Raw genomic sequence first — 20,098 nt, 5'->3', positions numbered from 1 at the left:
GAGAATTTATTTTTCACCCTTGCATTCCTCCTCATAAATGCGCCACATGCAACAGTTATGGCAGCACCAATTTTTAATCTCCAAGATATCACGTACACATTAGGGGGACGCCCTCTTCTTGATGGCGCTTCCTTCTCGCTTTTGCCCGGTGAGCGCCTTTGCCTCGTCGGACGGAATGGAAGCGGTAAGTCCACGCTTCTGCGTATTGCCGCTGGGGAGATTCAGCCTGATGGCGGCCTGCGCTTTGTTCAGCCAGGGCTGAAAGTTCATTACCTTCCGCAAGAACCTGATCTCTCTGCATGGCCAACGACGTACGATTATGTAGCGTCCGTTCTTGATGATTTATCAAAATATCGTGCACGCTCCATGCTTGCCGAGCTCGGTTTAACAGGGGATGAAACGTGCAGCAGCCTTTCTGGCGGGGAAGCGCGCCGGTGCGCCTTGGCTCAAGCTCTAGCAGCAGAACCAGACTTACTGCTCCTCGACGAGCCGACGAACCATCTCGACCTGCCATGCATCGCTTGGCTGGAGCGTGAACTTCAAGCGTCTCATGCAGCAATGGTCGTCATCAGCCATGACCGCCGCTTCTTGGAGACCTTATGCCGCGCTGTGATCTGGCTTGAACAGGGGAAAACGCAACGACTAGACGCAAATTTCTCCCATTTCGAGACATGGCGTGACGAACAAATTGAACTTGCTGAACGAGCCGCCCATAAATTGGATCGACAGATTGCCCGTGAAGAAGATTGGATGCGCTACGGTGTAACAGCACGTCGCAAACGTAATGTGCGGCGCGTTGCAGAGCTTGCAGATTTGCGAGCAAAACGTCGTGACATTGCGTCACGGCAGCGTGGCTCCCTCAATATGGTCGCCAATGAAGCGGACAATACCAGTAAGATCGTGATTGCTGCGGACCATATTTCATGGGCTTTCCCAGATCGCACGCTGATTAACGATCTCTCACTAAAAATCACTCGCGGTGATCGTCTTGGTCTCTGTGGCGCTAATGGAACGGGAAAAACCACCTTATTGCGCCTCATGACAGGACAGCTTACCCCTCAGCAGGGAGAGGTTCGACTTAGCCCCTCGCTTAAAATGGTTACGCTTGACCAGCAGCGCACGGCTTTAGAGGGGAATCGTACCGTTGTTGATGTCCTAACGAATGGACAAGGGGAAATCGTCGAGGTCGGAACTGAACGTCGTCATGTTATGGGTTATATGAAAGATTTTCTCTTTCGCCCAGAGCAGGCACGAACACCCGTGAGCCATCTTTCCGGTGGGGAGCGCGGCCGCCTTGCCCTAGCCTGTGCGTTAGCTCGCCCTTCAAACCTGCTTGTTTTGGATGAGCCCACCAACGATCTTGACCTTGAGACGTTGGATCTCCTCCAAGATATGTTGGCAGATTATGCGGGCACTGTTCTGCTCGTAAGCCATGATCGTGACTTCCTTGATCGTCTTACCAGCTCCATCCTCGTTGCCGAGGGGGATGGGCAGTGGATCGACTATGCAGGCGGTTATTCTGATATGCTTGCTCAAAGAAAGGGCAATGCTCCTAAAGAGCGTCGTATATCCGAAGGCACGACGTCAGAGTCAACGAGCTCTAAACCGCGCAGCGTCTCCAGCAAGCCTGCTGCCAAACTGAGCTACAAAGAGCAGCTTGAGCTTAAAGAACTTCCTGACACAATGGAAAAACTCGGGAAAGATGTCGCCGTTTGCCGCAAAGCTCTTAGCGACCCCGAGCTTTATAGCCGTGACCCTGCACGCTTTGAAAAGGTAACTGCTCTCTTACAAGAGGTGGAGCAGCGTCTCACCGACAGCGAAGAGCGTTGGTTAGAACTTGAAACCAAACGCCTAGAACTCGAAGAGTGACGCAAAAGTCCCGCTCCTGACCTTGGTCTGGAACGGGGCTTCTTTGTTAAAACGTATTTAAAAGCCGTTTTTTTGCCTTTTCAAACTCTTCCTCACTCAAAATGCCTTCACTCCTAAGGCGACCAATTTTCTCTAAGCCTTCCAATTGCTCGTTTGTCAGGCCGCCTTCATGCGATGATATTCCAGAGGAATAGCCTGCAGAGGATGGTGAAGAAGGAAATGGTGGAGGTTTAGGCCCATAGGATGGTGGTTGCCATTGATGATCAAAACCGTTCGACGCAAAAGGGGCGTAACCTCGCGGCGTCCGCGGCCAAAGCGCCCAAATCAGTGCGATAAGCCAAGCGAGCCCTGTCCAAGCACCAAAAACATTAACGAGAATGATAGCGGCTTTATTCTCATGATCACGTGATAAAGCAATAATCGACGGGAGAAGGTACAGGGCAAGTAAGGCTACGCCACCAAGCACGCACAGTAAAATAATACCAATTCCAAACGCAGCTACCGCACTGTCATCATCGGATGTATCGGCATGGAAGATATTTCCCTCATACGCAATAGCATCAAAGGGGTGACTCACCCCACTCGTTAGGCTGACCTCAGAATGCTGTACAACAGCACGAGCTGAAGGAAATGCTGCCTGCACAATAGAACTATGCCCCATGAACAGCATAAAAGCAGCGACAATACCTACTAGGAACGCTCCACACCCTCTTTCGTGATGACCTCTCCCCGGCATAACTGTATCCTTTTTATCCTGTAGGCTGGGCATAATGCACAAGCACACTCTTCCCCTGATTCATAAACCATTAGTCCATTAATCCAGAAGATTTCATAAGAGCTTGTGATAAACGAATCTCTTCGGCAACCCTTAAAGCCGCTTCTAAGGCGCGCAGGCCTGCTTGGGCATCCACCAGAACAGGCGCACCATGCAGGCAAGAAGCGACGAAAGCATCATGTTCTGCTGTAAGATTATCGTGATCTTTCCACTTAATGGCTTCACGCGAGAACCCGCCCGTTCCTAGCAATGGTAAGCCATGAGAGCGGTTAATAAAGCTTAGCTCACGCGCCATAAAATCAGCCGATAAATAACCTTCTTTCCCAAAAAGGCGCATACGGCGTTCCGTTTTTAACGAAACACGGCTTGCTGTAATTGTTGCTACACAGCCATTCTCAAACCTTACACGCGCATTGGCAATATCATCATGCGGACTCGAAACAGCTACGCCTAAAGCATCAATGCTCGCAATTGGACTATCAACAATAGCTAGCACTAGATCAAGATCATGAATCATCAAGTCTAAGACAACAGAAACATCTGTTCCACGTATCTTAAACGGTGCGATACGCGTTGCCTCGATATAAACAGGTTGGGTAATACGCTCCGTAATCGCGCGATGCTCAGCAGAATAACGCAATAAATGCCCGACCTGTAGGACGCAGCTGCATTGTGCCGCCTTCGCAGCAAGGGCATGTCCCTCTTCCACACTAGCAGCAATCGGTTTTTCAACCAAAACATGCCGCCCGGTTTCTAAGGCGGCAAGGCCAAGGGCATAATGACTTTCAGCTGGTGTCGCGATAACAACAGCATCTACTTGTTCAAGGAGCGCCTCATAGCTCTCAAAAACACGACAGCCCACATCACGTGCCACGGCGCGAGCCCGTTTTATGTCTGGGTCATGCACGCCAATAAGCGTTTCCTTGGGGTGCTGCGCTACCTTGACCGCATGAAGGCGGCCAAAATGCCCCACCCCTACAATACCAACCCGAAAGACTGACTGAACGTTCATAAAGGGCAAACTAGCATTCCTACATCGCTACGCAAAGTCAGGATAGAGAGACGGTATAATGATATCGTAACGGTTGCATATCCTGTCAGGACAGGGCATGTTCTCAACCCTCCTTTAAGATCGCTTCGGTCTGACCTCTTTCTTCCATGCTCTTTTGAGGTTCCTCAGCCCCCTATGATGTATTACAGCCGCCTCAGAATGTTAGGTGTTGTGGGCATCTGTTTGGTCAGTGCTCTGCTCTGTCTGCCCAACTTTATCACCAAACCTTCCGTTCCCCTTCCCTGGCATCAAGTTCATCTGGGGCTTGATCTCCGAGGAGGCTCATACCTCTTGTTGCAACTTGATACGCAGTCTTTGCAACATGACCGCCTTCAATCTCTTGAAGGGCAAGTAAGACAGGGTCTTCTCGCTGCTCATCTCGGCTTTATTGATATACAGCGCGATGACAAAGCAGCGACCCTTAGCTTCTTGCCCAGAGCTGAATCGGAGCGCTCTGCCGCACGAAAAGTTCTTGAAGCTATATCCCCTGCTGTGCCTGATGAGCTTGCCGTATCAGAGCGTCATGGACGACTGGTCGTCACTCTTCAGCGTGCTGCCATGCGTGTTCGTGCGAAAGAGGCCGTTGATCGTTCTATCGAAATTGTCCGCCGCCGTATTGATAGCACAGGCGCAATCGACCCGAGCATTGCCCGCGAAGGCGACAACCGCATCGTTCTAGAACTTCCGGGAATTAGTGACCCAGAGCGGATCAAAAATCTACTTGGCACTACAGCTCGCATGACGTTTCATCTCATTGGGCCTAACCCTGAGACAGCAACTCCTGGCACTACTCTTATGGCTATGCAAGATGGAGGCGGCTCTTTGGCCGTACAGGATCAGGTAGATGTTGACGGGGCAGACCTTTCCGATGCTGCTGCCACGATGAGCGATAGCCGCTGGGCTGTTTCATTGAAGTTTGATAATCGAGGCGCTGAAGACTTCGCACGCATTACCACAGAGCATGTGGGCAAACGCTTCGCTATTGTCCTTGATAACCGCATTTTAACAGCACCCGTTATCAATTCTCCTATTACCGCTGGGCAAGGCGAAATTTCAGGCAACTTCTCAGCTCGCTCAGCCTCTGACCTTGCCCTCCTCCTTCGCGCTGGCGCCCTACCGGCCCCGTTGAGTGTTGTGGAGCAACGTAGCATCGGGCCAAGCCTTGGGGCGGCCTCCATTCATGCTGGCGTTATGAGCTTAGCTGCGGGTTTCATTTTCGTTGTCGCCTTTATGCTGCTTTTCTACGCTCGTTTTGGCCTTTATGCTGATATTGCGCTCTTCGCAAACTTAGTCATGATCTTAGCGATCTTGTCTTTATTTGGAGCAACGCTTACCCTCCCTGGTATGGCCGGTATCCTACTAACGCTTGGTATGGCCGTGGATGCTAATATCTTGATTAATGAGCGTATCCGCGAAGAAATTAAACGTGGGCGCAAACCTCTTCAGGCTCTGCAAACTGGCTTTGAACGCGCAACAAGCACCATTGTTGATAGTAACGCCACAGCATTTCTTGCTCATGTGATGCTCTTTGTCTTCGGGACAGGCGCTGTGCGGAACTTCGCTTTGACGATTACGATTGGTATTGTCACAACATTGTTCACCACGCTCGTCCTCTCGCGTATGCTCATCGTGCGCTGGTACGCCCATACTCGTCCCAAAAAACTTCCGGTCTGATCGTTATGCTCTCCCGTCCTTTACTCCGCTTTGTACGTGATGACCGGCAGATCCGCTTTATGCGTGGTCGCTATGCCGGCTTGCTCGTTTCAGCGCTTTTGTCGATCGCTTCTGTGATCTTGTTTTGCACGCCCGGTCTTAATCTAGGGCTGGATTTTCGCGGTGGGATCATCGTTGAAACCCATTCTCCTGCCCCTGAAGAACCCGCCCATATGCGCCATATTTTGGAGCAAGCGCGGATTAAGGCAGCCTCTGTGCAAGCTTTCGGCTCTCCTCATGATGTGCGTATTGCCATCAATCTTCCCCAAGGAGACGATGCAGAGCACCAAACGCAGCAGCTCGTTGACCATGTCAAACAAGCCATTGCGCAAGCCCTGCCCGGCACACAAATCCAGCGTGCCGATGCTGTCGGAGGATCTGTTTCGTCCGAACTCTTCCGTGATGGTGTGCTTGCTTTAGCGTTCAGTCTCGGGATGATTTTAATTTATATCTGGTTCCGTTTTGAACGCGAGTTTGCCCTCAGCGCCGTCATCACGCTTATCCTAGATCTGACTAAAACAATTGGCTTCTTGGTCGTTACGGGCTTTGAGTTCGATCTTGTGATGGTGGCTGCGCTACTCACTATTCTTGGATATTCAACCAATGATAAAGTGGTGGTATATGACCGCGTGCGTGAAAATCTCCGCAAATATCGCACCATGCCCCTCAAAGAGCTGCTGGATCTCTCCATTAATGAGACCCTAAATCGTACGTTGGGTACCTCGATGACGGTTTTTCTCGCAGCGCTTCCTCTCGCCCTTTTTGGCGGAAGCACCTTGACGGGCTTTGCAACTGTCATGCTCTTCGGGATTGTTGTGGGGACGTCGTCCTCGATCTTCATCGCTGCCCCCTTATTGCTTCTCATGGGGCAAAAACGACTTCGTAAAGGAGCTTAGTGCTTTTCTTAGCTAAGACTTCATAAAAAACCCGCCTTTGAGGCGGGTTTTTTATTAGCGAGGGATCAAACTAAGATAATGCTCAAGGATCACATCCGCTTGATGATCATTTTTCATCGTTTGATGTTGCACATCCTGGGTAATGATATGCCGCGCTTGCTCATCAACGGCCATGAGGGCATGCACATCCTTAGGATGTAGTTTCCCCGTCATCATAGAACCACGTACAATGCCATTAAGGATAAAGTAAACGTACACTGGTGCATTCGGAGAAACAGGAGCAGCACGGACAGGTGCGCTCATAAAAGCGCACCCAGCCAATATGGTTGTCAATGTGAGAACACACCCTTTCTTACACAGGGTATGGACAGAAGAATGACGCCAGTCACTCATGGGACACACCTCGAGCAGCCAATAAGTCACGAATTTCAGACAAGAGTACCTCTTCGCGCGTTGGTGCAGGTTCTGGCTTGGCTTCTTCAATTTTTTCTTCTTTGCGATGCAGTTTCGCAGCTATACGCGACACCCAGAAAATAAAGAAAGAAACAACCAAGAACTGGAATACGGCATTTAAAAACAGACCGATGTTAACCGTTACAGCTCCCGCTTTCTGGGCCTCTGCTAATGTTGCTTTAACAGGCCCCTTCAGGGTAACAAAAATGTTCGAAAAATCGACACCTCCTGTAAGCGCACCAATGATAGGGGTGAGAATATCCTTCACCGCACTATTCACAATCCCGCTAAAAGCGGCACCAATCACCACAGCAACGGCAAGCCCTGCAACATTGCCACGCGAGATAAATTTTTGGAAATCAATAATCCAGCCGGGAGTTCTAGGTGCTTTCATCGCTTATCCTTCCGTCATACAGGTTAAAACTGGTGATCAAGCCCAAGACTGCAATGATACTCTGCCGTCAGGCGTCGGCTTTGTCTTTAAAAATGATGTAATACCGTGATCATGCTAATGCTATCTCATCATTGAGTAAAACTTCATTAACAGCTTTTCTCTAAGGAGCAAAAGCCATGAGATAATCTTAACAGCAAAGACTTATTCGTTCTTCCATATTAGGAAAAAGTTCGTTATATGGCAGCGGTCTGCCCCGGTCGGTATCGGGGCGCCCCTTGTAAGGTTGAGGAAACACTATGAAATCCGGCATCCATCCTGATTATCATGAAATCAACGTCATCATGGCTGATGGCACGGAATATAAAACCAAGTCATGCTACGGTGAGCCAGGTGCAACGTTGCGCCTTGATGTTGATCCTAAGACGCATCCAGCTTGGACAGGCGTGCAGCGTATCCTCGATACTGGGGGCCAGGTTGCTAAATTTAACAAACGCTTCTCCGGCATCGGCAATATCAAAAAGTAATATTGTTTCGCGTAGATTTTTCTACGATGCGTGCAACCCTTCCCGTTCCTTGAAGAATGGGGAGGGTTTCCCATATCTAGGGTATGAGTAGTGCGATGCCACACGATGGGTTCGCTGCTTTTAAATGCCTTCGTGCATATTGCTTAATATGAGGATGTGCATGAGGTCCTGCCGTTTAAAGGAGGACATCCATATGGGATATGATACTGCCAATTTATTGCGCAGTACGATTGGTTTTGAGCACCTCGTACACCATGCGCTCCATGATAGTAAAAGTCATCGCTGTTCTTATCCATCTCATAATGTCGAGAAAACAACGGATACAGACTATACGCTAACGATCGTTGTCGCTGGCTTTCGACCAGAAGATATTACGATTACTATCGAAAACCAAATATTATTTGTTCGTGGTCACTCTCCACGCCATGATACGCATGATCACCAGAGGAAATGGATTCATCGCGGAATTGCTGCACGTGCCTTTGAACGCTCCTTTGCTCTAGCGGCTTCTCTGGCCATTACAGAAGCATATTTTGACAATGGCCTTCTAAAAATCTTTCTTCAACATGCTTTCCCTCGTAAAAGTGAACCACGTTCTATCTCAATAGCGACCCATCCACCACATTAAACTGCTGAATCTATTGGAGCAGAATACTGCTTCCAGCATGCTAACCATAAAAAACTTCCATGAAAATTCTCAATACTCAGAGAGAAGATTGGTTAGCATCTTGACCCGCCCTTCTCTCTGACGCATCTTACGCAGCACCGCCGTGCGTTTAGCAGGTGCCGTGCCCAGTTTTCTGTTGGGCAGGTCAATCTTCCAGAGTAGCCTTGTTGGTGCCTGCACTCTGCCGGCCCGACCGCACCGCTGCGAAGGAATGAGTTGACATGAATCTGCCGTTGATGCCCAAGGCCACCGCTGTCTGGCTGATTGATAAAACTGCCCTGACTTTTACCCAAATTGCTGAATTTTGTGGAATGCATCCACTAGAAGTCCAAGCAATTGCTGATGGGGAAGTCGGCGCTGGGATCAATGGTTATGATCCTATTAAAAACAATCAGCTGACTGAGAACGAAATTAAACGCTGCGAAGCAAGCTCTTCAGCACGACTAAAGTTGATTGCAACGGCAAATCCGGTGTCACGTCGCGCAAAAGGGGCACGTTATACGCCTGTCGCTAAACGCCATGACCGCCCTGATGCTATTGCTTTTGTCTTACGGCAGTTCCCTCAGCTTTCTGATACGCAAATCGTACGTTTACTCGGCACGACGAAAGATACGATTTCTAAAATCCGGAATCGCCAACATTGGAACAGCCCCAACATTAAACCGCGCGATCCCGTCATTTTGGGTCTTTGCACACAGACAGACCTCAATGCTGCTGTTCAAGCAGCTAATGAACGGCTCGTCCGTGATGGGCAGGCTCTTCCGCAAGAAGGTGATGGCCCCGTTCTCCATCAGGAAGATGAACACGAATAAGTAGCAAGGGATACGGCCTATCATGAGTAACTCTCCTGCCCCGGTTGTCGGTGTGATTATGGGCAGCCAATCCGATTGGGAAACCATGCGTCATGGTTGCGAAACGCTTGAAAAACTTGGCGTTCCCTACGAAGCGCGTATTGTCTCCGCCCACCGCACTCCTGACCGTCTTGCCCAATATGCAAAGACGGCCAAAGAGCGTGGCCTGCGCACTATCATCGCAGGAGCAGGAGGTGCTGCTCATCTTCCTGGCATGTGTGCAGCTTGGACAGCTTTGCCTGTTTTCGGTGTTCCCGTTGAAAGTCGCACTCTCAAGGGGCAAGACAGCCTTCTGTCCATTGTTCAGATGCCTGCCGGGGTCCCTGTTGGGACACTCGCGATTGGACGTTCAGGCGCTATTAATGCCGCTCTCATGGCGGCTTCCGTGCTTGCGCTGTCGGATAACGCTATAGCTGAGCGTCTTGATAGCTTCCGTGCTCAACAAACTCATTCTGTTGCTGAGAAACCCGTATCGTGACACCTGCTCTTCCTCCTGGTTCTACTATCGGGATTATCGGTGGTGGCCAATTAGGGCGTATGTCTGCTGTTGCGGCATCGCGTCTCGGCTATCATGTGCATATCCTGAGCGCTTCTACCCCCGCACCAGCAGCCGAGACTGCAGCAAAACTGACCGTCGGTTCTTACGATGATCCTGCTGTGTTGGAAGCCTTTGCGCGTGAATGTGATGTCATCACATTCGAGTTTGAAAATATCAGTGCAGCAGGACTACGGCAGCTCGAAGCATTGCGCCCCGTTCATCCAGCTGGGCGTATTTTAGAAATTAGCCAAGATCGAATTGCCGAAAAAACGACTTTAAGCGCGATGGGTCTCCCTGTCGCGTCATGGCGCTCTGTGCAGAATGAAGATGATCTCGCTACATTGAAGGATTTTGGCTTTCCCCTCATCCTCAAAACAACGCGCTTCGGCTATGATGGGAAAGGCCAATTTCGCGTTTCTGACGAAACTGCCTTTCAGCAGCTCTGGAATGATCGCCAAAACCTGCCCTATCCTTTAGTCGCAGAAAAGAAGATTGATTTCGCGCGTGAGCTCAGCGTCATGGTGGCTCGCAACCATCATGGTGACATACGCTGCTTCGATCCAAGCGAAAACCGCCACCGAGACGGTATTTTACGTATGTCTATGGTGCCGGCTCCTGTCGCTCCAGAAACTATTGACGAAGCTCAGCGTATTGCTAGCTGTTTAGCGAAAGATATTGGGCTTGTTGGGATTTTAGGAGTAGAGCTCTTCCAAAATGCCGATGGTCAGCTCATCATCAATGAAATTGCTCCTCGGCCCCACAATTCAGGGCATTGGACGCAGAATGCCTGCATTATAGACCAATTCGAGATGCATATTCGTGCCGTTGCAGGCCTTCCTCTTCCATCAACGCGCCGTCACTCTGATGGCTTCATGCATAATCTCATTGGCCCCGATGATATGGCTCTCGTGCCTGCTATGATGGAAGAGGATAATGCAGCCCTGCATCTTTACGGAAAAGCAGAAGCTAGGCCGGGCCGAAAAATGGGTCATATTAACCGCATCTTCCCACGGGGTGGCTTGCCAGGAGAGCATGCTCTTGCTCAACTGCAACCTGTTCACCCCCAAGAATAGACGACGCCCTATAACAGCCCAAGCGCACGAAAGCTGACTTGGGCTGTACGCGTGATAATATAGTGGTCAATAACGCGTATCTTTAGAACGTTAAGAGCTGTCTGCACATTTTGTGTCACGATCACATCTCCCTCTGATGGGCTTGTATGCCCACTCGGGTGATTATGTGCCATGATGATGGATGAAGCTTTGAGTTCTAAACAGCGACGCGCTACCTCTCTTGGGTAAACTGGTGTGTGATTAACCGTTCCCACACCCTGAACTTCATCGCAAATAAGCTGATTTTTCTTATTGAGAAAAATAATTCGAAACTGCTCTACAGACTCTCGTGCCATTTGCGTAATGAGATAATCAAGCAACCGCCGCTCTTCCTGTAAAAGATCCCCATGCGGAAGAGCAGCTCGATTGCATCGCAATCCCATTTCACGCAGCAGCTGCAAGAGAACCAGAAAAGAGCTATTTTTCTGCGCATAATCCTGCCATTTCTGGGCTGGCAGCGACACAAGTTCTCCTAACGAATCACTCGTCTGAAGTATGTAATTTAGTAGCGTTTTCTGATCTTTTTTGGACGTTGTTGAAAGCGCTACTAAAAATGAAAATAAATCCTCTTTTTCAATTGACTGTTCGTTCAGCAACGCCTCTCTCACCGCTTGTCGTGCCTCATCACCCTCAGCCATCACAGTAATCTCTCTTTGTTCAAGCTCGACACCCAACCCGCTCCAAACAAAATCACATCATGCATCGTTATTGAGAGAGGCTTTAGCGCCATTGCCAATCCTCGTGCTTCTTGCGCGAGCACGGCTGCCGAATGGCTAGGGGCAATATGCACAACGATAAAAGCCGTTGCTTGCACATCTAAAAGCTGAGTGGCGATCAAACGATGAGAAGCAGAAATCTTCTGATGACGCGTAAGGCGCTCCTCCTTCAATAAATTATTCCTCCCATCAAGATAAAGAAGGCTCGTTTCCTCCTCTATCGGCTCGTGTAGACGCGAACCAAAATAACGTTTGAGCATCGTCATATTTTTAAGCTGAATCTGACTTAGCTCCGTGTGTTCTTCTGCCAATGCTCGCGCGACTAAATATGGTATTTTCAACACAGCAGCGACACGTTGTGTTAATCCAGCATCACGCAACATCGTATCCGATGCTTGAGACAGTGCCGTGAGAGAGCCAAACTTTTGCAGAAGTTCCTTTGCAAGTGGCTTCGTATCGCGTCGTGGGATAACGTAAAATAAAAGCATCTCCAGCAGCTCATAATCCGCTAAATTGGCTGTTCCATGCTCTATAATACGCTGTCGCATGCGTTGGCGATGCCCGTGGCTATGTGATTTTCTTCTCAAACCTTCAGGTTCTTTCCTAGCCATAGGCCATCTCTCGCAGTATATCAGAGAGGTGTCTGATGATCTTTTCTCCCCACGTCCGCTTTCGCCTACTCGTGACCATCTTGCAGGCCTGAATGAAGAACAGCACCTTGCCGTTACCACAACGGAAGGCCCGTTGCTGATTCTGGCAGGCGCTGGCACTGGAAAGACACGTGTTCTGACAACACGCTTTGCTCATATTCTGCTCCATCATCTTGCTTGGCCTGAGCAGATTTTGGCCGTCACCTTTACCAATAAGGCTGCGCGCGAGATGCGCGAGCGCGTCAGTCATCTCCTTGGCAAACCCGTTGAAGGGTTGTGGTTAGGAACATTCCATTCTCTCTGCGCACGGATGCTCCGCCAACATGCACCCCGTGTTGGATTAGAACGCAATTTCACCATCCTTGATGCCGATGATCAGATTCGTTTGCTTAAGCAAATTATGGCGGCCAATTCAATCGATTTGAAACGCTGGCCGCCCGCTCAGCTCATGCACCATATTCAACTATGGAAAGATCGTGCCCTTTTGCCGGAGCAAATAACATCAGCCCATGATATTGATTTTGCTAACGGAAAAGCTCGTTCCCTCTATGAAACCTATCAAACACGCCTCAAAGAACTGAACGCCTGCGACTTTGGAGACCTCATGCTCCATATGGTCACGATATTTCGTACTCATCCTGAGGTGCTGAAACAATATCAGCGTCGCTTCCGCTATATTCTTGTCGATGAATATCAAGACACCAACACCATTCAGTATCTCTGGTTACGCCTTTTAGCCAAGCATGGCGATCAGCCCGCCAATATTGCCTGCGTTGGGGATGACGACCAGTCCATCTACTCATGGCGTGGTGCCGATGTAACCAATATTCTACGCTTTGAGCAGGACTTTCCCGGTGCAACAATTGTCCGTTTGGAAAAGAATTATCGCTCAACACCTCGTATTCTTGGAGCGGCCTCCGGCGTGATTGCCCATAATGAAAGCCGCTTAGGTAAAACATTACATTCCGGTTTGGACGGTAAAACAGGCGAACACATTGACGTCATTAATGCCCCGGATTCTGATGAAGAAGCGCGTATTGTCGCCGTTAAAATTCGTGAGCTACATGATACAGGGCATAATTTTGGCGATATGGCCATCCTTATGCGTGCAGGTTTCCTAACGCGTGCCTTTGAAGAGACATTGATGCGTTCTGGCATTCCCTACCAAGTGGTCGGCGGATTGCGCTTTTACGAACGTGCTGAAATTCGCGATGGCACAGCCTATATGCGGGCTCTTGCTCATCCCAGCGATGATCTTGCCTTTGAGCGCATTATCAATGTTCCTAAGCGTGGGGTTGGGCAAGTTGCGCTTACGCGTTTGAGAGAACACGCACGAGAGCGCGGACTTTCCCTTCAACGAACATTGGAAGAACGCCTCACTCATAAAGAGATTAAAGGAAAAGCTGCCACAACCCTTTCCGACTTTATGGCGTGTTTTTCTCGTGCTCGTAAGACCCTTGCCAAAGAAGGACATGTTGTTGCTACTCAGCAACTTTTAGAAGAAACAGGCTATCTTGATATGTGGCGGCAAGACCAACGCACGGTGGAAGCCGCGGGCCGTCTTGATAACCTTGGTGAGCTACTGCGTGCTATTGGGGACTTTCCAGATCTTGAAGCGTTTCTTGAGCATATCGCCCTCGTCATGGATGCCGATAGCGTCCAAAACGATACGCAACGTGTCAGCCTCATGACCCTGCATGCTGCTAAGGGGCTTGAGTTCCGCACCGTCTTTCTTCCAGGTTGGGAAGAGGGAATTTTCCCCTCCCAACGCTCAATGGATGAAGGCGGACTTGCATCGCTTGAAGAAGAACGCCGCCTTGCCTATGTCGGCCTAACACGTGCCCGTGAGCGCGCTATCATCTCACATGCAGATAGCCGCCGTATTTACGCTAACTGGCAAGATTCCATCCCGAGCCGCTTTATTGATGAGCTCCCTGATGAGCATGTTTCTCTTCATCGCCCTAAACAACGCGAGCGCTCCTCTTTTGGACGCAATTTCTGGCAACGCTCTGATACTCAAGAGGCCTCCCTACCGCGTTCCCCGAGCCTGTCTCGACCTCGCCCTAAAGCATCGCGTGCCCCTATTGCTATTGGGGCCACTGTTAAACATAAACGTTTTGGCATAGGCGTCGTTCTGAACAGCGACAGCGAACATCTTACGATCAATTTTGAAGATGCCGGACAAAAGACCCTGATGGCCGGTTTTGTAGAGGTACTCTCGTGAAAGCAACACAAAGCCCAATCGCTCCCCGCCACATTGGCTCTCGTCATGCACGTGCGTTGGAAACGGTCACCATTATTGTGGAAGAAGCCTTCGTTCCTCTGTTCGAGCAAGCTCTTATGACCGCTTGCGACACTGTCGGTATGTTTGAGGAAGATGACGAGCAAAAATATTGGCGCCTTGAAGGCGTAAAGGAAGTTGGCGCTCAAGAAGAGGCTCTACAATCGTCTATCGCTGTAGCACGCGCGATCACAGGGGTTGAGGCAGAGCTTGTCCGGCACATAACAGAAGCAGAAGGCTGGCTGGCTCGCACACAAGAAGCGTTTCCGCCACAAAATGTCGGAAGACGCTTTTGCATTCGTGGAACGCATCTTAACGATAAAGCACCCTCTAACCGCCTCTCCATCACCCTTGATGCCGGTATTGCTTTCGGCTCAGGTGAACATGGCTCAACACGTGGCTGCCTGCGTGCCCTTGAGTTGATCGCTTATCGCAAGCCACAACGTATTTTAGATATGGGCTGCGGCTCGGGCATCCTTGCGATGGCTGCGGCACGCTTGCTGCACCGCCCTGTTCTGGCCGTCGATATTGAACCTTGGTCTGTTCGCGTTGCAGCGTCTAATGCACGGCTCAATAAGCTCTCTCCCCTTCTTGATTGCCGCTTTGGTAATGGATGGCTAACGCCTGCCGTGCGCAGCAAGGCACCTTATGACCTCGTCTTTGCAAATATTCTTGCACGCCCTCTCTGCCGGATGGCCCCTTCTTTAGCGCAGTCTTTAGCTCCTGGAGGTACGGCTATTTTAGCTGGACTTCTTAACACACAAGCACGCATGGTGACGGTAGCTCATCAACGCCAAGGGCTTCTTTTAGAACGTCAACTGAAAGAAGGTGCATGGAGCACCCTTATTCTACGTAAGCCTTACTAATTTTTCCCATTACGGTACAGGATCAAAAACGTTTATGACCGGCTTATCATCCATTCCTTTAGCCTCACGCCCAGCGCGCGTGCGTGACCATTTTGATCGCCTCTCTATCGATGGTATCATCATTACACGCGGCGATCAGTATCTTGGGGAATATGTCGCTCCTCATTCGGAGCGCTTAGCATGGGTTAGTGGCTTTACGGGAAGTGCGGGGCTTGCCATCGTACTCCGCGAGAAAGCCTGCGTCTTCTCTGATGGACGTTATACCGTGCAAATGGATGAGCAAGTTGATCATGCCTTGTGGGATCGCCAACATATTCTACACGAGCCACCACACGCCTGGCTTGCCCAGCATGCTCACGGACTGCGTATTGGCTATGACCCTCATCTAACAAGCGAACAGGAGTTATCCTCTTGGCAGGCTGAGAACGTCACTCTCGTGCCTGTCACGTCTAATCCCGTTGATGCTGCCTGGACAGACCAACCTGCTTCTCCTGCCGCGCCAATTGAGCCTCATCCGTTGAGCTACGCTGGGGAAAAGAGCGTTGATAAACGCACACGACTGGCAGAGGAGCTCCGTAAACAGCATCAAAAAGCGATGGTGATTGCTGACTGCACATCCCTTGCATGGCTGTTGAATTTACGTGGGTCTGACATCGCCATGACCCCTATCGCTCATGGTTACGGCTTGCTCTATGATGACGGACATGCCGAACTTTTCGTAGATGAAGCGCGTCTTAAAGCACCATTTGAGGATGGCATTGTTCTCTATTCTCCCAACCAGCTTAAAGAGCGTTTGACAGCTCTTGCAGAAGCTGTTGTCCGTATAGACCCAACCTCTACACCCGTTTGGTTTCGGATGACGCTTGATAAAATCGGTGCGCACATTAAAAGCGCGCCAGATTTATGCAGCCTTCCGAAAGCCATTAAAAACCCAACAGAACAAGAAGGAAATCGCCGCGCACATGAGCTTGATAGCTTAGCGCTTGCACGTTTCCTTCATTGGATTGAAAACAATGGCGTTGGTAAGCATGAAACAGAACTGGCGGACACGCTCGAAGCTTTCCGCGCTCGTTCAGACGATTATCGCGGGCCAAGCTTTGAAACGATTTCTGCTGCCGGCCCTAATGGGGCTTACCCTCATTACCGCGCCATCCCTGGGCAGGATCGCGTTTTAGAAGAGAATACAGTCTATCTCGTCGACAGTGGCGCACAATATCCTTTTGGAACTACTGACATTACGCGAACGCTCTGGATTGGCCCTCAAACACCGCCAGCAGAACTTAAAGAGGCCTTCACGCGCGTTTTAAAGGGTAATATTACACTTTCCTCCCAACGCTTCCCAAACCAAACACCCGGCCATCGTCTGGATAGTTTAGCACGTGCGTCCTTATGGAATGCGGGGCTTGATTTTGACCATGGAACTGGTCACGGGATCGGCAGTTATTTGTCTGTTCATGAAGGGCCGCAATCTATTTCCTCATACCCCCGTCCAACCGATTTGCAAGCGGGTATGATTTTGTCCAATGAGCCAGGCTATTACAAACAGGGTGATTATGGAATCCGTATCGAAAACCTCATGCTTGTTAAAGAGAGTGAGCTAAAAAGTCCTCGCGGTCCCTTCCTTGAATTTGAGGTGCTCACCTATACGCCGATTGACCGCACCTTAATCGACTGCTCCCTGCTCAGTGAGACAGAGCGCCAATGGCTTAACCAGTATCATAAAAAAGTTGAGGCACATCTTCTTACTCGTTTGGAAGAAGACCTCCATCCTTGGGTGAAGAACGCCTGCGCTCCACTCTAATTCTAAAGCGTCATGATGGGATGGGAGCCAATTTCTGTTAAGAAGCTCACCATCCCTCGAACGCGGATACCTTCCATTAAATCATCTGACGATAACCCAGCCATCTTCATCCCCGTTTCACAAGCCATAAATGCGCCCCCTAAACTGATGATCGCATCACGTAACTCACGCAACGACGGAATATGACGAGCCTTCAAAAGACCGTCTGACAGCGCCCCCTCCAAACCTTCCATTTTTTCTGAAAGCGTTAATACTGAACGCCCCCCAGCAAAGATTAAGACTGAGCGGTTAAGGGTCAAAAAGCTACATGCCAACGTAAATGCGTGATGGTGTCGCTCCCATGAGCAATCGCTTAATGTAATACCAACGTCATACATAAGAACGCTCATCTTTCCCTAATCGTCTTGATGCTGAAGACAATCGTCAGACCGCTTAATGGGAAGAACACGCTGTTTCCCTGTCAGTCCGTCCCACAGAAACAGTTTACTGACCTCTGGGGCCGTTTCTTCAAGGCCGAGGCATTCTTTTAACACAGAAAGCGCCATGAACCCTGCAATGATGGTCGTTGCAGGCCCTATAACACCCAGTTGTGAACATCCAGCAGAGATATCTGCTTCTAAATGCGGATAAAGACAACGGTAACAGGGTCCACCGTTATGAGGACGAAAGACCACATACTGCCCGACAAGTCCTTGGACAGCTCCAAAAACAAGCGTCCGCTTCCCTTTTACGCAAGCATCAGACACCGCTAAACGTGCGGCGCTATTATCCGTCGCATCACATACATAATCATAATCTGGCACGAGGCGCTCTAAAAGCGAGGGAGTTGCTTTGCAAGGCCAAGAAGACAGGGTAACGGCTGGATTAAGCTGTGTGAGCCGCTCAAGAGCGACATCAACTTTTCTACGACCAATATCAGCTGTTACGTATAGGGCCTGTCGCTGTAAGTTGCTTAATTCAATAATGTCAGGGTCTATGACCCCGACATGGCCTATTCCAGAAGACACAAGCTGCTGAAGCAATGGAGCCCCTAAGCCACCTGCTCCAACGACAAGAACTTTCGCTTGCCGTAATCTATCTTGGCCGCTGGCTCCTATATCCGGCACTAGAATATGCCGCGAGTATCGCTCCAGCTCTTCTTCAGAAAACTGCATAAGCAGTACAGCCTTTATGCAGGAGGCAAGTCTTCTTCTAACACAGTTAGGTTAACAGCGTAGGAGACTTCCCCTTCATCTTCATCACGGCACACCGTACCGATAACTTCTCCTGCAACAGCAATTTCTACCGTTAAACCTTTACGGGCAGGTGGCTCAACAGTCAGTTGAGGGGAACCCAGCAAGCGGCGCAAGCTTTGTTGAAGACGAGGAATTTCGGCGGCAGAAATATCAGCCATAGCGTAAACGCTCCTTAAACATGATCATCGTAAAATGGACGCCCCCTGATAGCCCATCCCCTACAAGACTGAAAGTCTCTCCACAGAAAGAGGTCATTATGATATAGGTTCTGCCGCATTTACACGCCGTTGTAACGTATCACTCAAATGTATACTGTATAATTACCTTCTCTTGGGAGATAGAATGAACACCCGAATCCTGAAGCATAGCCTTGTGCTTGCCCTTCCAGCATTCCTTAGCGGCTGTGGCTATTGGGACGCACGTGAAGCCCACCGAGCACAATATGAGATGGCTGGCATGTCCAGCTTTGACCTTCAGTCCTGCGCAGGTGCTCCCTCTTCTACGAGCAAGCTTAATGACACAACACAGGTCTGGCAGTACAGTATTAGCCGTTCTTTTCCGGCTATGCAGGATAATGGCTTCTTTCCCGTTGGGTCTGCTATCAAAATCTACCAATCTTTCTTTGGGGGGGCTGGGTCTTCTTGCAAAATGTTCGTTCGCATGGATCATGACCGCGTGTCAGAAGTCCATTATGCAGGGGACGATGACGGGTATATTGGCGTGGATGGTGTTTGTTCTATGATCACACGCGGTTGTTCGCGGCAACGAGAATCTACCATGCACCGCGCCCCTGGCATCTTCCCATTTGGCCCAATCTCAGCTTTCCACTCAGCACCAACGCCGCCTCAATCGACCACAGCGACATATTCTGATCAATCGGGTAAATATGTTCCTAATTTTGACGGCGACCCAACTAAACCGCTGATACGCCCTGCGCCTTCAACAAAATAAGGACACGCCCCTCTTTAGTCTTGACCCTTAAAGAGGGGATGTACCACCTAACGAGAGAGCAGATTTTTCATACTGCGCACTGCGGGCCCAATCCCGGAGAATACCGCTTCACTGATAAGGAAGTGACCAATATTAAGCTCTGCTAAATGCGGCAGACGCGTAATAGGGCCAACATTGTCGTACGTAAGGCCATGCCCAGCATGGAGCTCAATACCACATTGAGCCACACATTCAGCCGCCTTTTGTAAACGTGTAAGCTCTTCGCTTCCCCCCAACGCATAGGCGCCTGTATGAAGCTCTACGACAGGCGCCCCCAAGCGCTGGGCTGCCTCAATCGCAGCCGGTTCTGGATCAATAAAAAGCGATACGCGAATACCGGCATCCAAAAGTCGTGCCACTTTCGCTTGAAGATCCATCTCCTGAGCAACAACCGCTAGGCCACCTTCAGTTGTCACTTCTTGCCGTCGTTCTGGCACTAGACAACATGCATGAGGCTTCACACGACAGGCGATATCAACCATCTCATCCGTCGCCGCCATTTCAAAGTTAAGTGGTGCAGGCAGCTTACGCAAACGTTCAATATCAGCATCACGTATATGGCGCCGATCTTCGCGTAAATGCGCTGTAATCCCATCAGCTCCATGGTCCAAAGCAATACGCGCCGCATCGACTGGATCAGGATAAGCTTCTCCACGAGCATTACGTAGAGTCGCGACATGATCGACATTCAACCCGAGACGAATCATGCTTTCCTC

Annotated in this window: 22 protein-coding genes; 12 read left to right on the top strand and 10 right to left on the bottom strand. The window is 50.0% G+C overall.

Going from position 1 to position 20,098, the window contains the following annotated elements:
* Nucleotides 1–57 precede the first annotated feature (57 nt).
* Nucleotides 58–1,869: an ABC-F family ATP-binding cassette domain-containing protein gene (locus tag F457_RS0106860; protein ID WP_018980400.1), complete on the top strand. Its 1,812-nt coding sequence runs from the start codon at nucleotides 58–60 to the stop codon at nucleotides 1,867–1,869.
* A 46-nt stretch (nucleotides 1,870–1,915) separates the two neighbouring features.
* Here the strand turns inward: F457_RS0106860 and F457_RS12445 are convergent, their stop codons facing one another.
* A complete protein-coding gene (locus tag F457_RS12445; protein WP_018980399.1) occupies nucleotides 1,916–2,605 on the bottom strand; it encodes a superinfection immunity protein in 690 nt (229 codons plus the stop codon).
* A 70-nt stretch (nucleotides 2,606–2,675) separates the two neighbouring features.
* Nucleotides 2,676–3,656, bottom strand: coding sequence for a Gfo/Idh/MocA family protein (locus F457_RS0106850; RefSeq protein ID WP_018980398.1), 981 nt, complete (start codon nucleotides 3,654–3,656; stop codon nucleotides 2,676–2,678).
* A 174-nt stretch (nucleotides 3,657–3,830) separates the two neighbouring features.
* Here F457_RS0106850 and secD point away from each other — a divergent pair, with 174 nt between their 5' ends.
* Together secD and secF are read left to right on the top strand one after the other, a co-directional pair.
* A complete protein-coding gene (secD, locus tag F457_RS0106845; RefSeq protein WP_456307574.1) occupies nucleotides 3,831–5,369 on the top strand; it encodes a protein translocase subunit SecD in 1,539 nt (512 codons plus the stop codon).
* Between the two features lie 5 nt (nucleotides 5,370–5,374).
* On the top strand, nucleotides 5,375–6,304 hold the full coding sequence (secF, locus tag F457_RS0106840; protein ID WP_018980396.1) for a protein translocase subunit SecF: 930 nt from the start codon (nucleotides 5,375–5,377) through the stop codon (nucleotides 6,302–6,304).
* A gap of 54 nt (nucleotides 6,305–6,358) precedes the next feature.
* Here secF and F457_RS0106835 read toward each other — a convergent pair whose 3' ends face one another.
* Together F457_RS0106835 and mscL are read right to left on the bottom strand one after the other, a co-directional pair.
* A complete protein-coding gene (locus tag F457_RS0106835) occupies nucleotides 6,359–6,607 on the bottom strand; it encodes a hypothetical protein (protein ID WP_156809380.1) in 249 nt (82 codons plus the stop codon).
* Nucleotides 6,608–6,689: 82 nt separating this feature from the next.
* Nucleotides 6,690–7,151 carry a large conductance mechanosensitive channel protein MscL gene (gene mscL, locus F457_RS0106830; protein ID WP_018980394.1) on the bottom strand — a complete coding sequence of 154 codons (462 nt, stop codon included), beginning with the start codon at nucleotides 7,149–7,151 and terminating at the stop codon, nucleotides 6,690–6,692.
* Nucleotides 7,152–7,447: 296 nt separating this feature from the next.
* Here mscL and rpmE point away from each other — a divergent pair, with 296 nt between their 5' ends.
* From rpmE to F457_RS0106805, 5 genes are all read left to right on the top strand, one after another.
* Nucleotides 7,448–7,675 carry a 50S ribosomal protein L31 gene (gene rpmE / locus F457_RS0106825; RefSeq protein ID WP_018980393.1) on the top strand — a complete coding sequence of 76 codons (228 nt, stop codon included), beginning with the start codon at nucleotides 7,448–7,450 and terminating at the stop codon, nucleotides 7,673–7,675.
* A 193-nt stretch (nucleotides 7,676–7,868) separates the two neighbouring features.
* Nucleotides 7,869–8,303 carry an Hsp20 family protein gene (locus F457_RS0106820; RefSeq protein ID WP_018980392.1) on the top strand — a complete coding sequence of 145 codons (435 nt, stop codon included), beginning with the start codon at nucleotides 7,869–7,871 and terminating at the stop codon, nucleotides 8,301–8,303.
* Nucleotides 8,304–8,563: 260 nt separating this feature from the next.
* A complete protein-coding gene (locus F457_RS0106815; RefSeq protein ID WP_018980391.1) occupies nucleotides 8,564–9,154 on the top strand; it encodes a DUF1013 domain-containing protein in 591 nt (196 codons plus the stop codon).
* Between the two features lie 22 nt (nucleotides 9,155–9,176).
* Nucleotides 9,177–9,671 carry a 5-(carboxyamino)imidazole ribonucleotide mutase gene (purE, locus tag F457_RS0106810; protein WP_018980390.1) on the top strand — a complete coding sequence of 165 codons (495 nt, stop codon included), beginning with the start codon at nucleotides 9,177–9,179 and terminating at the stop codon, nucleotides 9,669–9,671.
* Nucleotides 9,668–10,804, top strand: a complete 1,137-nt coding sequence (locus F457_RS0106805) for a 5-(carboxyamino)imidazole ribonucleotide synthase (protein ID WP_018980389.1) — start codon at nucleotides 9,668–9,670, stop codon at nucleotides 10,802–10,804. Before purE ends, F457_RS0106805 begins: the two co-directional genes overlap by 4 nt.
* Before the next feature lie 8 nt (nucleotides 10,805–10,812).
* Here the strand turns inward: F457_RS0106805 and F457_RS12440 are convergent, their stop codons facing one another.
* Nucleotides 10,813–11,481 carry a JAB domain-containing protein gene (locus F457_RS12440; RefSeq protein WP_018980388.1) on the bottom strand — a complete coding sequence of 223 codons (669 nt, stop codon included), beginning with the start codon at nucleotides 11,479–11,481 and terminating at the stop codon, nucleotides 10,813–10,815.
* Nucleotides 11,481–12,107, bottom strand: a complete 627-nt coding sequence (locus tag F457_RS0106795) for a JAB domain-containing protein (RefSeq protein WP_018980387.1) — start codon at nucleotides 12,105–12,107, stop codon at nucleotides 11,481–11,483. The genes F457_RS12440 and F457_RS0106795 overlap by 1 nt, the downstream gene beginning before the upstream one ends.
* On the opposite strand from F457_RS0106795, the gene F457_RS0106790 reads away from it, so the two are divergent.
* From F457_RS0106790 to F457_RS0106780, 3 genes are read left to right on the top strand one after another with little or no spacing between them, the layout of a single operon-like run.
* Entirely contained in the window at nucleotides 12,106–14,433 is a 2,328-nt protein-coding gene (locus tag F457_RS0106790; protein WP_018980386.1) for an ATP-dependent helicase, read from the top strand. The two genes, F457_RS0106795 and F457_RS0106790, sit on opposite strands and share 2 nt — an antisense overlap.
* Nucleotides 14,434–14,450: 17 nt before the next feature.
* Nucleotides 14,451–15,356 (top strand): 50S ribosomal protein L11 methyltransferase, encoded by a 906-nt coding sequence (locus F457_RS0106785; RefSeq protein WP_026294259.1) that lies wholly within the window; start codon nucleotides 14,451–14,453, stop codon nucleotides 15,354–15,356.
* A 34-nt stretch (nucleotides 15,357–15,390) separates the two neighbouring features.
* Nucleotides 15,391–17,157 (top strand): aminopeptidase P family protein, encoded by a 1,767-nt coding sequence (locus F457_RS0106780; RefSeq protein ID WP_018980384.1) that lies wholly within the window; start codon nucleotides 15,391–15,393, stop codon nucleotides 17,155–17,157.
* 2 nt (nucleotides 17,158–17,159) lie between these two features.
* Here F457_RS0106780 and F457_RS0106775 read toward each other — a convergent pair whose 3' ends face one another.
* The 3 genes from F457_RS0106775 to F457_RS0106765 are packed head-to-tail and all read right to left on the bottom strand — an operon-like array spanning nucleotide 17,160 to nucleotide 18,550.
* Nucleotides 17,160–17,546 (bottom strand): DsrE/DsrF/DrsH-like family protein, encoded by a 387-nt coding sequence (locus tag F457_RS0106775; RefSeq protein WP_018980383.1) that lies wholly within the window; start codon nucleotides 17,544–17,546, stop codon nucleotides 17,160–17,162.
* A 6-nt stretch (nucleotides 17,547–17,552) separates the two neighbouring features.
* Complete coding sequence (locus F457_RS0106770; protein WP_018980382.1) at nucleotides 17,553–18,311, bottom strand: HesA/MoeB/ThiF family protein; 759 nt, start codon at nucleotides 18,309–18,311, stop codon at nucleotides 17,553–17,555.
* Nucleotides 18,312–18,325: 14 nt separating this feature from the next.
* Nucleotides 18,326–18,550 carry a DUF3126 family protein gene (locus F457_RS0106765; protein ID WP_018980381.1) on the bottom strand — a complete coding sequence of 75 codons (225 nt, stop codon included), beginning with the start codon at nucleotides 18,548–18,550 and terminating at the stop codon, nucleotides 18,326–18,328.
* A 184-nt stretch (nucleotides 18,551–18,734) separates the two neighbouring features.
* On the opposite strand from F457_RS0106765, the gene F457_RS0106760 reads away from it, so the two are divergent.
* Nucleotides 18,735–19,343 (top strand): hypothetical protein, encoded by a 609-nt coding sequence (locus F457_RS0106760; RefSeq protein ID WP_018980380.1) that lies wholly within the window; start codon nucleotides 18,735–18,737, stop codon nucleotides 19,341–19,343.
* A gap of 47 nt (nucleotides 19,344–19,390) precedes the next feature.
* On the opposite strand, the gene F457_RS0106755 is transcribed toward F457_RS0106760, so the two are convergent.
* Entirely contained in the window at nucleotides 19,391–20,089 is a 699-nt protein-coding gene (locus F457_RS0106755) for a pyridoxine 5'-phosphate synthase (protein ID WP_018980379.1), read from the bottom strand.
* Between the last annotated feature and the right edge of the window lie 9 nt (nucleotides 20,090–20,098).

It is taken from the genome of Saccharibacter floricola DSM 15669, assembly GCF_000378165.1.
In the GTDB taxonomy this organism is placed as follows: Bacteria; Pseudomonadota; Alphaproteobacteria; order Acetobacterales; family Acetobacteraceae; genus Saccharibacter; species Saccharibacter floricola.
The sequence above is the reverse complement of the archived record's forward strand: the minus strand, read 5'-3'. Positions and strand labels throughout refer to the sequence as shown.

What these genes read in the sequence shown, in the direction of transcription:
- F457_RS0106780 (WP_018980384.1), top strand. Translation starts at nt 15,391, where the DNA reads ATGACCGGCTTATCATCCATTCCTTTAGCCTCACGCCCAGCGCGCGTG.
- F457_RS12445 (WP_018980399.1), bottom strand. Translation starts at nt 2,605, where the DNA reads ATGCCGGGGAGAGGTCATCACGAAAGAGGGTGTGGAGCGTTCCTAGTA.
- F457_RS0106815 (WP_018980391.1), top strand. Translation starts at nt 8,564, where the DNA reads ATGAATCTGCCGTTGATGCCCAAGGCCACCGCTGTCTGGCTGATTGAT.
- F457_RS0106795 (WP_018980387.1), bottom strand. Translation starts at nt 12,107, where the DNA reads ATGCGACAGCGTATTATAGAGCATGGAACAGCCAATTTAGCGGATTAT.
- rpmE (WP_018980393.1), top strand. Translation starts at nt 7,448, where the DNA reads ATGAAATCCGGCATCCATCCTGATTATCATGAAATCAACGTCATCATG.
- F457_RS12440 (WP_018980388.1), bottom strand. Translation starts at nt 11,481, where the DNA reads ATGGCTGAGGGTGATGAGGCACGACAAGCGGTGAGAGAGGCGTTGCTG.
- secF (WP_018980396.1), top strand. Translation starts at nt 5,375, where the DNA reads ATGCTCTCCCGTCCTTTACTCCGCTTTGTACGTGATGACCGGCAGATC.
- F457_RS0106760 (WP_018980380.1), top strand. Translation starts at nt 18,735, where the DNA reads ATGAACACCCGAATCCTGAAGCATAGCCTTGTGCTTGCCCTTCCAGCA.
- F457_RS0106775 (WP_018980383.1), bottom strand. Translation starts at nt 17,546, where the DNA reads ATGAGCGTTCTTATGTATGACGTTGGTATTACATTAAGCGATTGCTCA.
- mscL (WP_018980394.1), bottom strand. Translation starts at nt 7,151, where the DNA reads ATGAAAGCACCTAGAACTCCCGGCTGGATTATTGATTTCCAAAAATTT.
- F457_RS0106820 (WP_018980392.1), top strand. Translation starts at nt 7,869, where the DNA reads ATGGGATATGATACTGCCAATTTATTGCGCAGTACGATTGGTTTTGAG.
- F457_RS0106790 (WP_018980386.1), top strand. Translation starts at nt 12,106, where the DNA reads ATGCGTTGGCGATGCCCGTGGCTATGTGATTTTCTTCTCAAACCTTCA.
- F457_RS0106835 (WP_156809380.1), bottom strand. Translation starts at nt 6,607, where the DNA reads ATGAGCGCACCTGTCCGTGCTGCTCCTGTTTCTCCGAATGCACCAGTG.
- F457_RS0106765 (WP_018980381.1), bottom strand. Translation starts at nt 18,550, where the DNA reads ATGGCTGATATTTCTGCCGCCGAAATTCCTCGTCTTCAACAAAGCTTG.
- F457_RS0106860 (WP_018980400.1), top strand. Translation starts at nt 58, where the DNA reads ATGGCAGCACCAATTTTTAATCTCCAAGATATCACGTACACATTAGGG.
- F457_RS0106850 (WP_018980398.1), bottom strand. Translation starts at nt 3,656, where the DNA reads ATGAACGTTCAGTCAGTCTTTCGGGTTGGTATTGTAGGGGTGGGGCAT.
- F457_RS0106770 (WP_018980382.1), bottom strand. Translation starts at nt 18,311, where the DNA reads ATGCAGTTTTCTGAAGAAGAGCTGGAGCGATACTCGCGGCATATTCTA.
- secD (WP_456307574.1), top strand. Translation starts at nt 3,831, where the DNA reads ATGATGTATTACAGCCGCCTCAGAATGTTAGGTGTTGTGGGCATCTGT.
- F457_RS0106755 (WP_018980379.1), bottom strand. Translation starts at nt 20,089, where the DNA reads ATGATTCGTCTCGGGTTGAATGTCGATCATGTCGCGACTCTACGTAAT.
- purE (WP_018980390.1), top strand. Translation starts at nt 9,177, where the DNA reads ATGAGTAACTCTCCTGCCCCGGTTGTCGGTGTGATTATGGGCAGCCAA.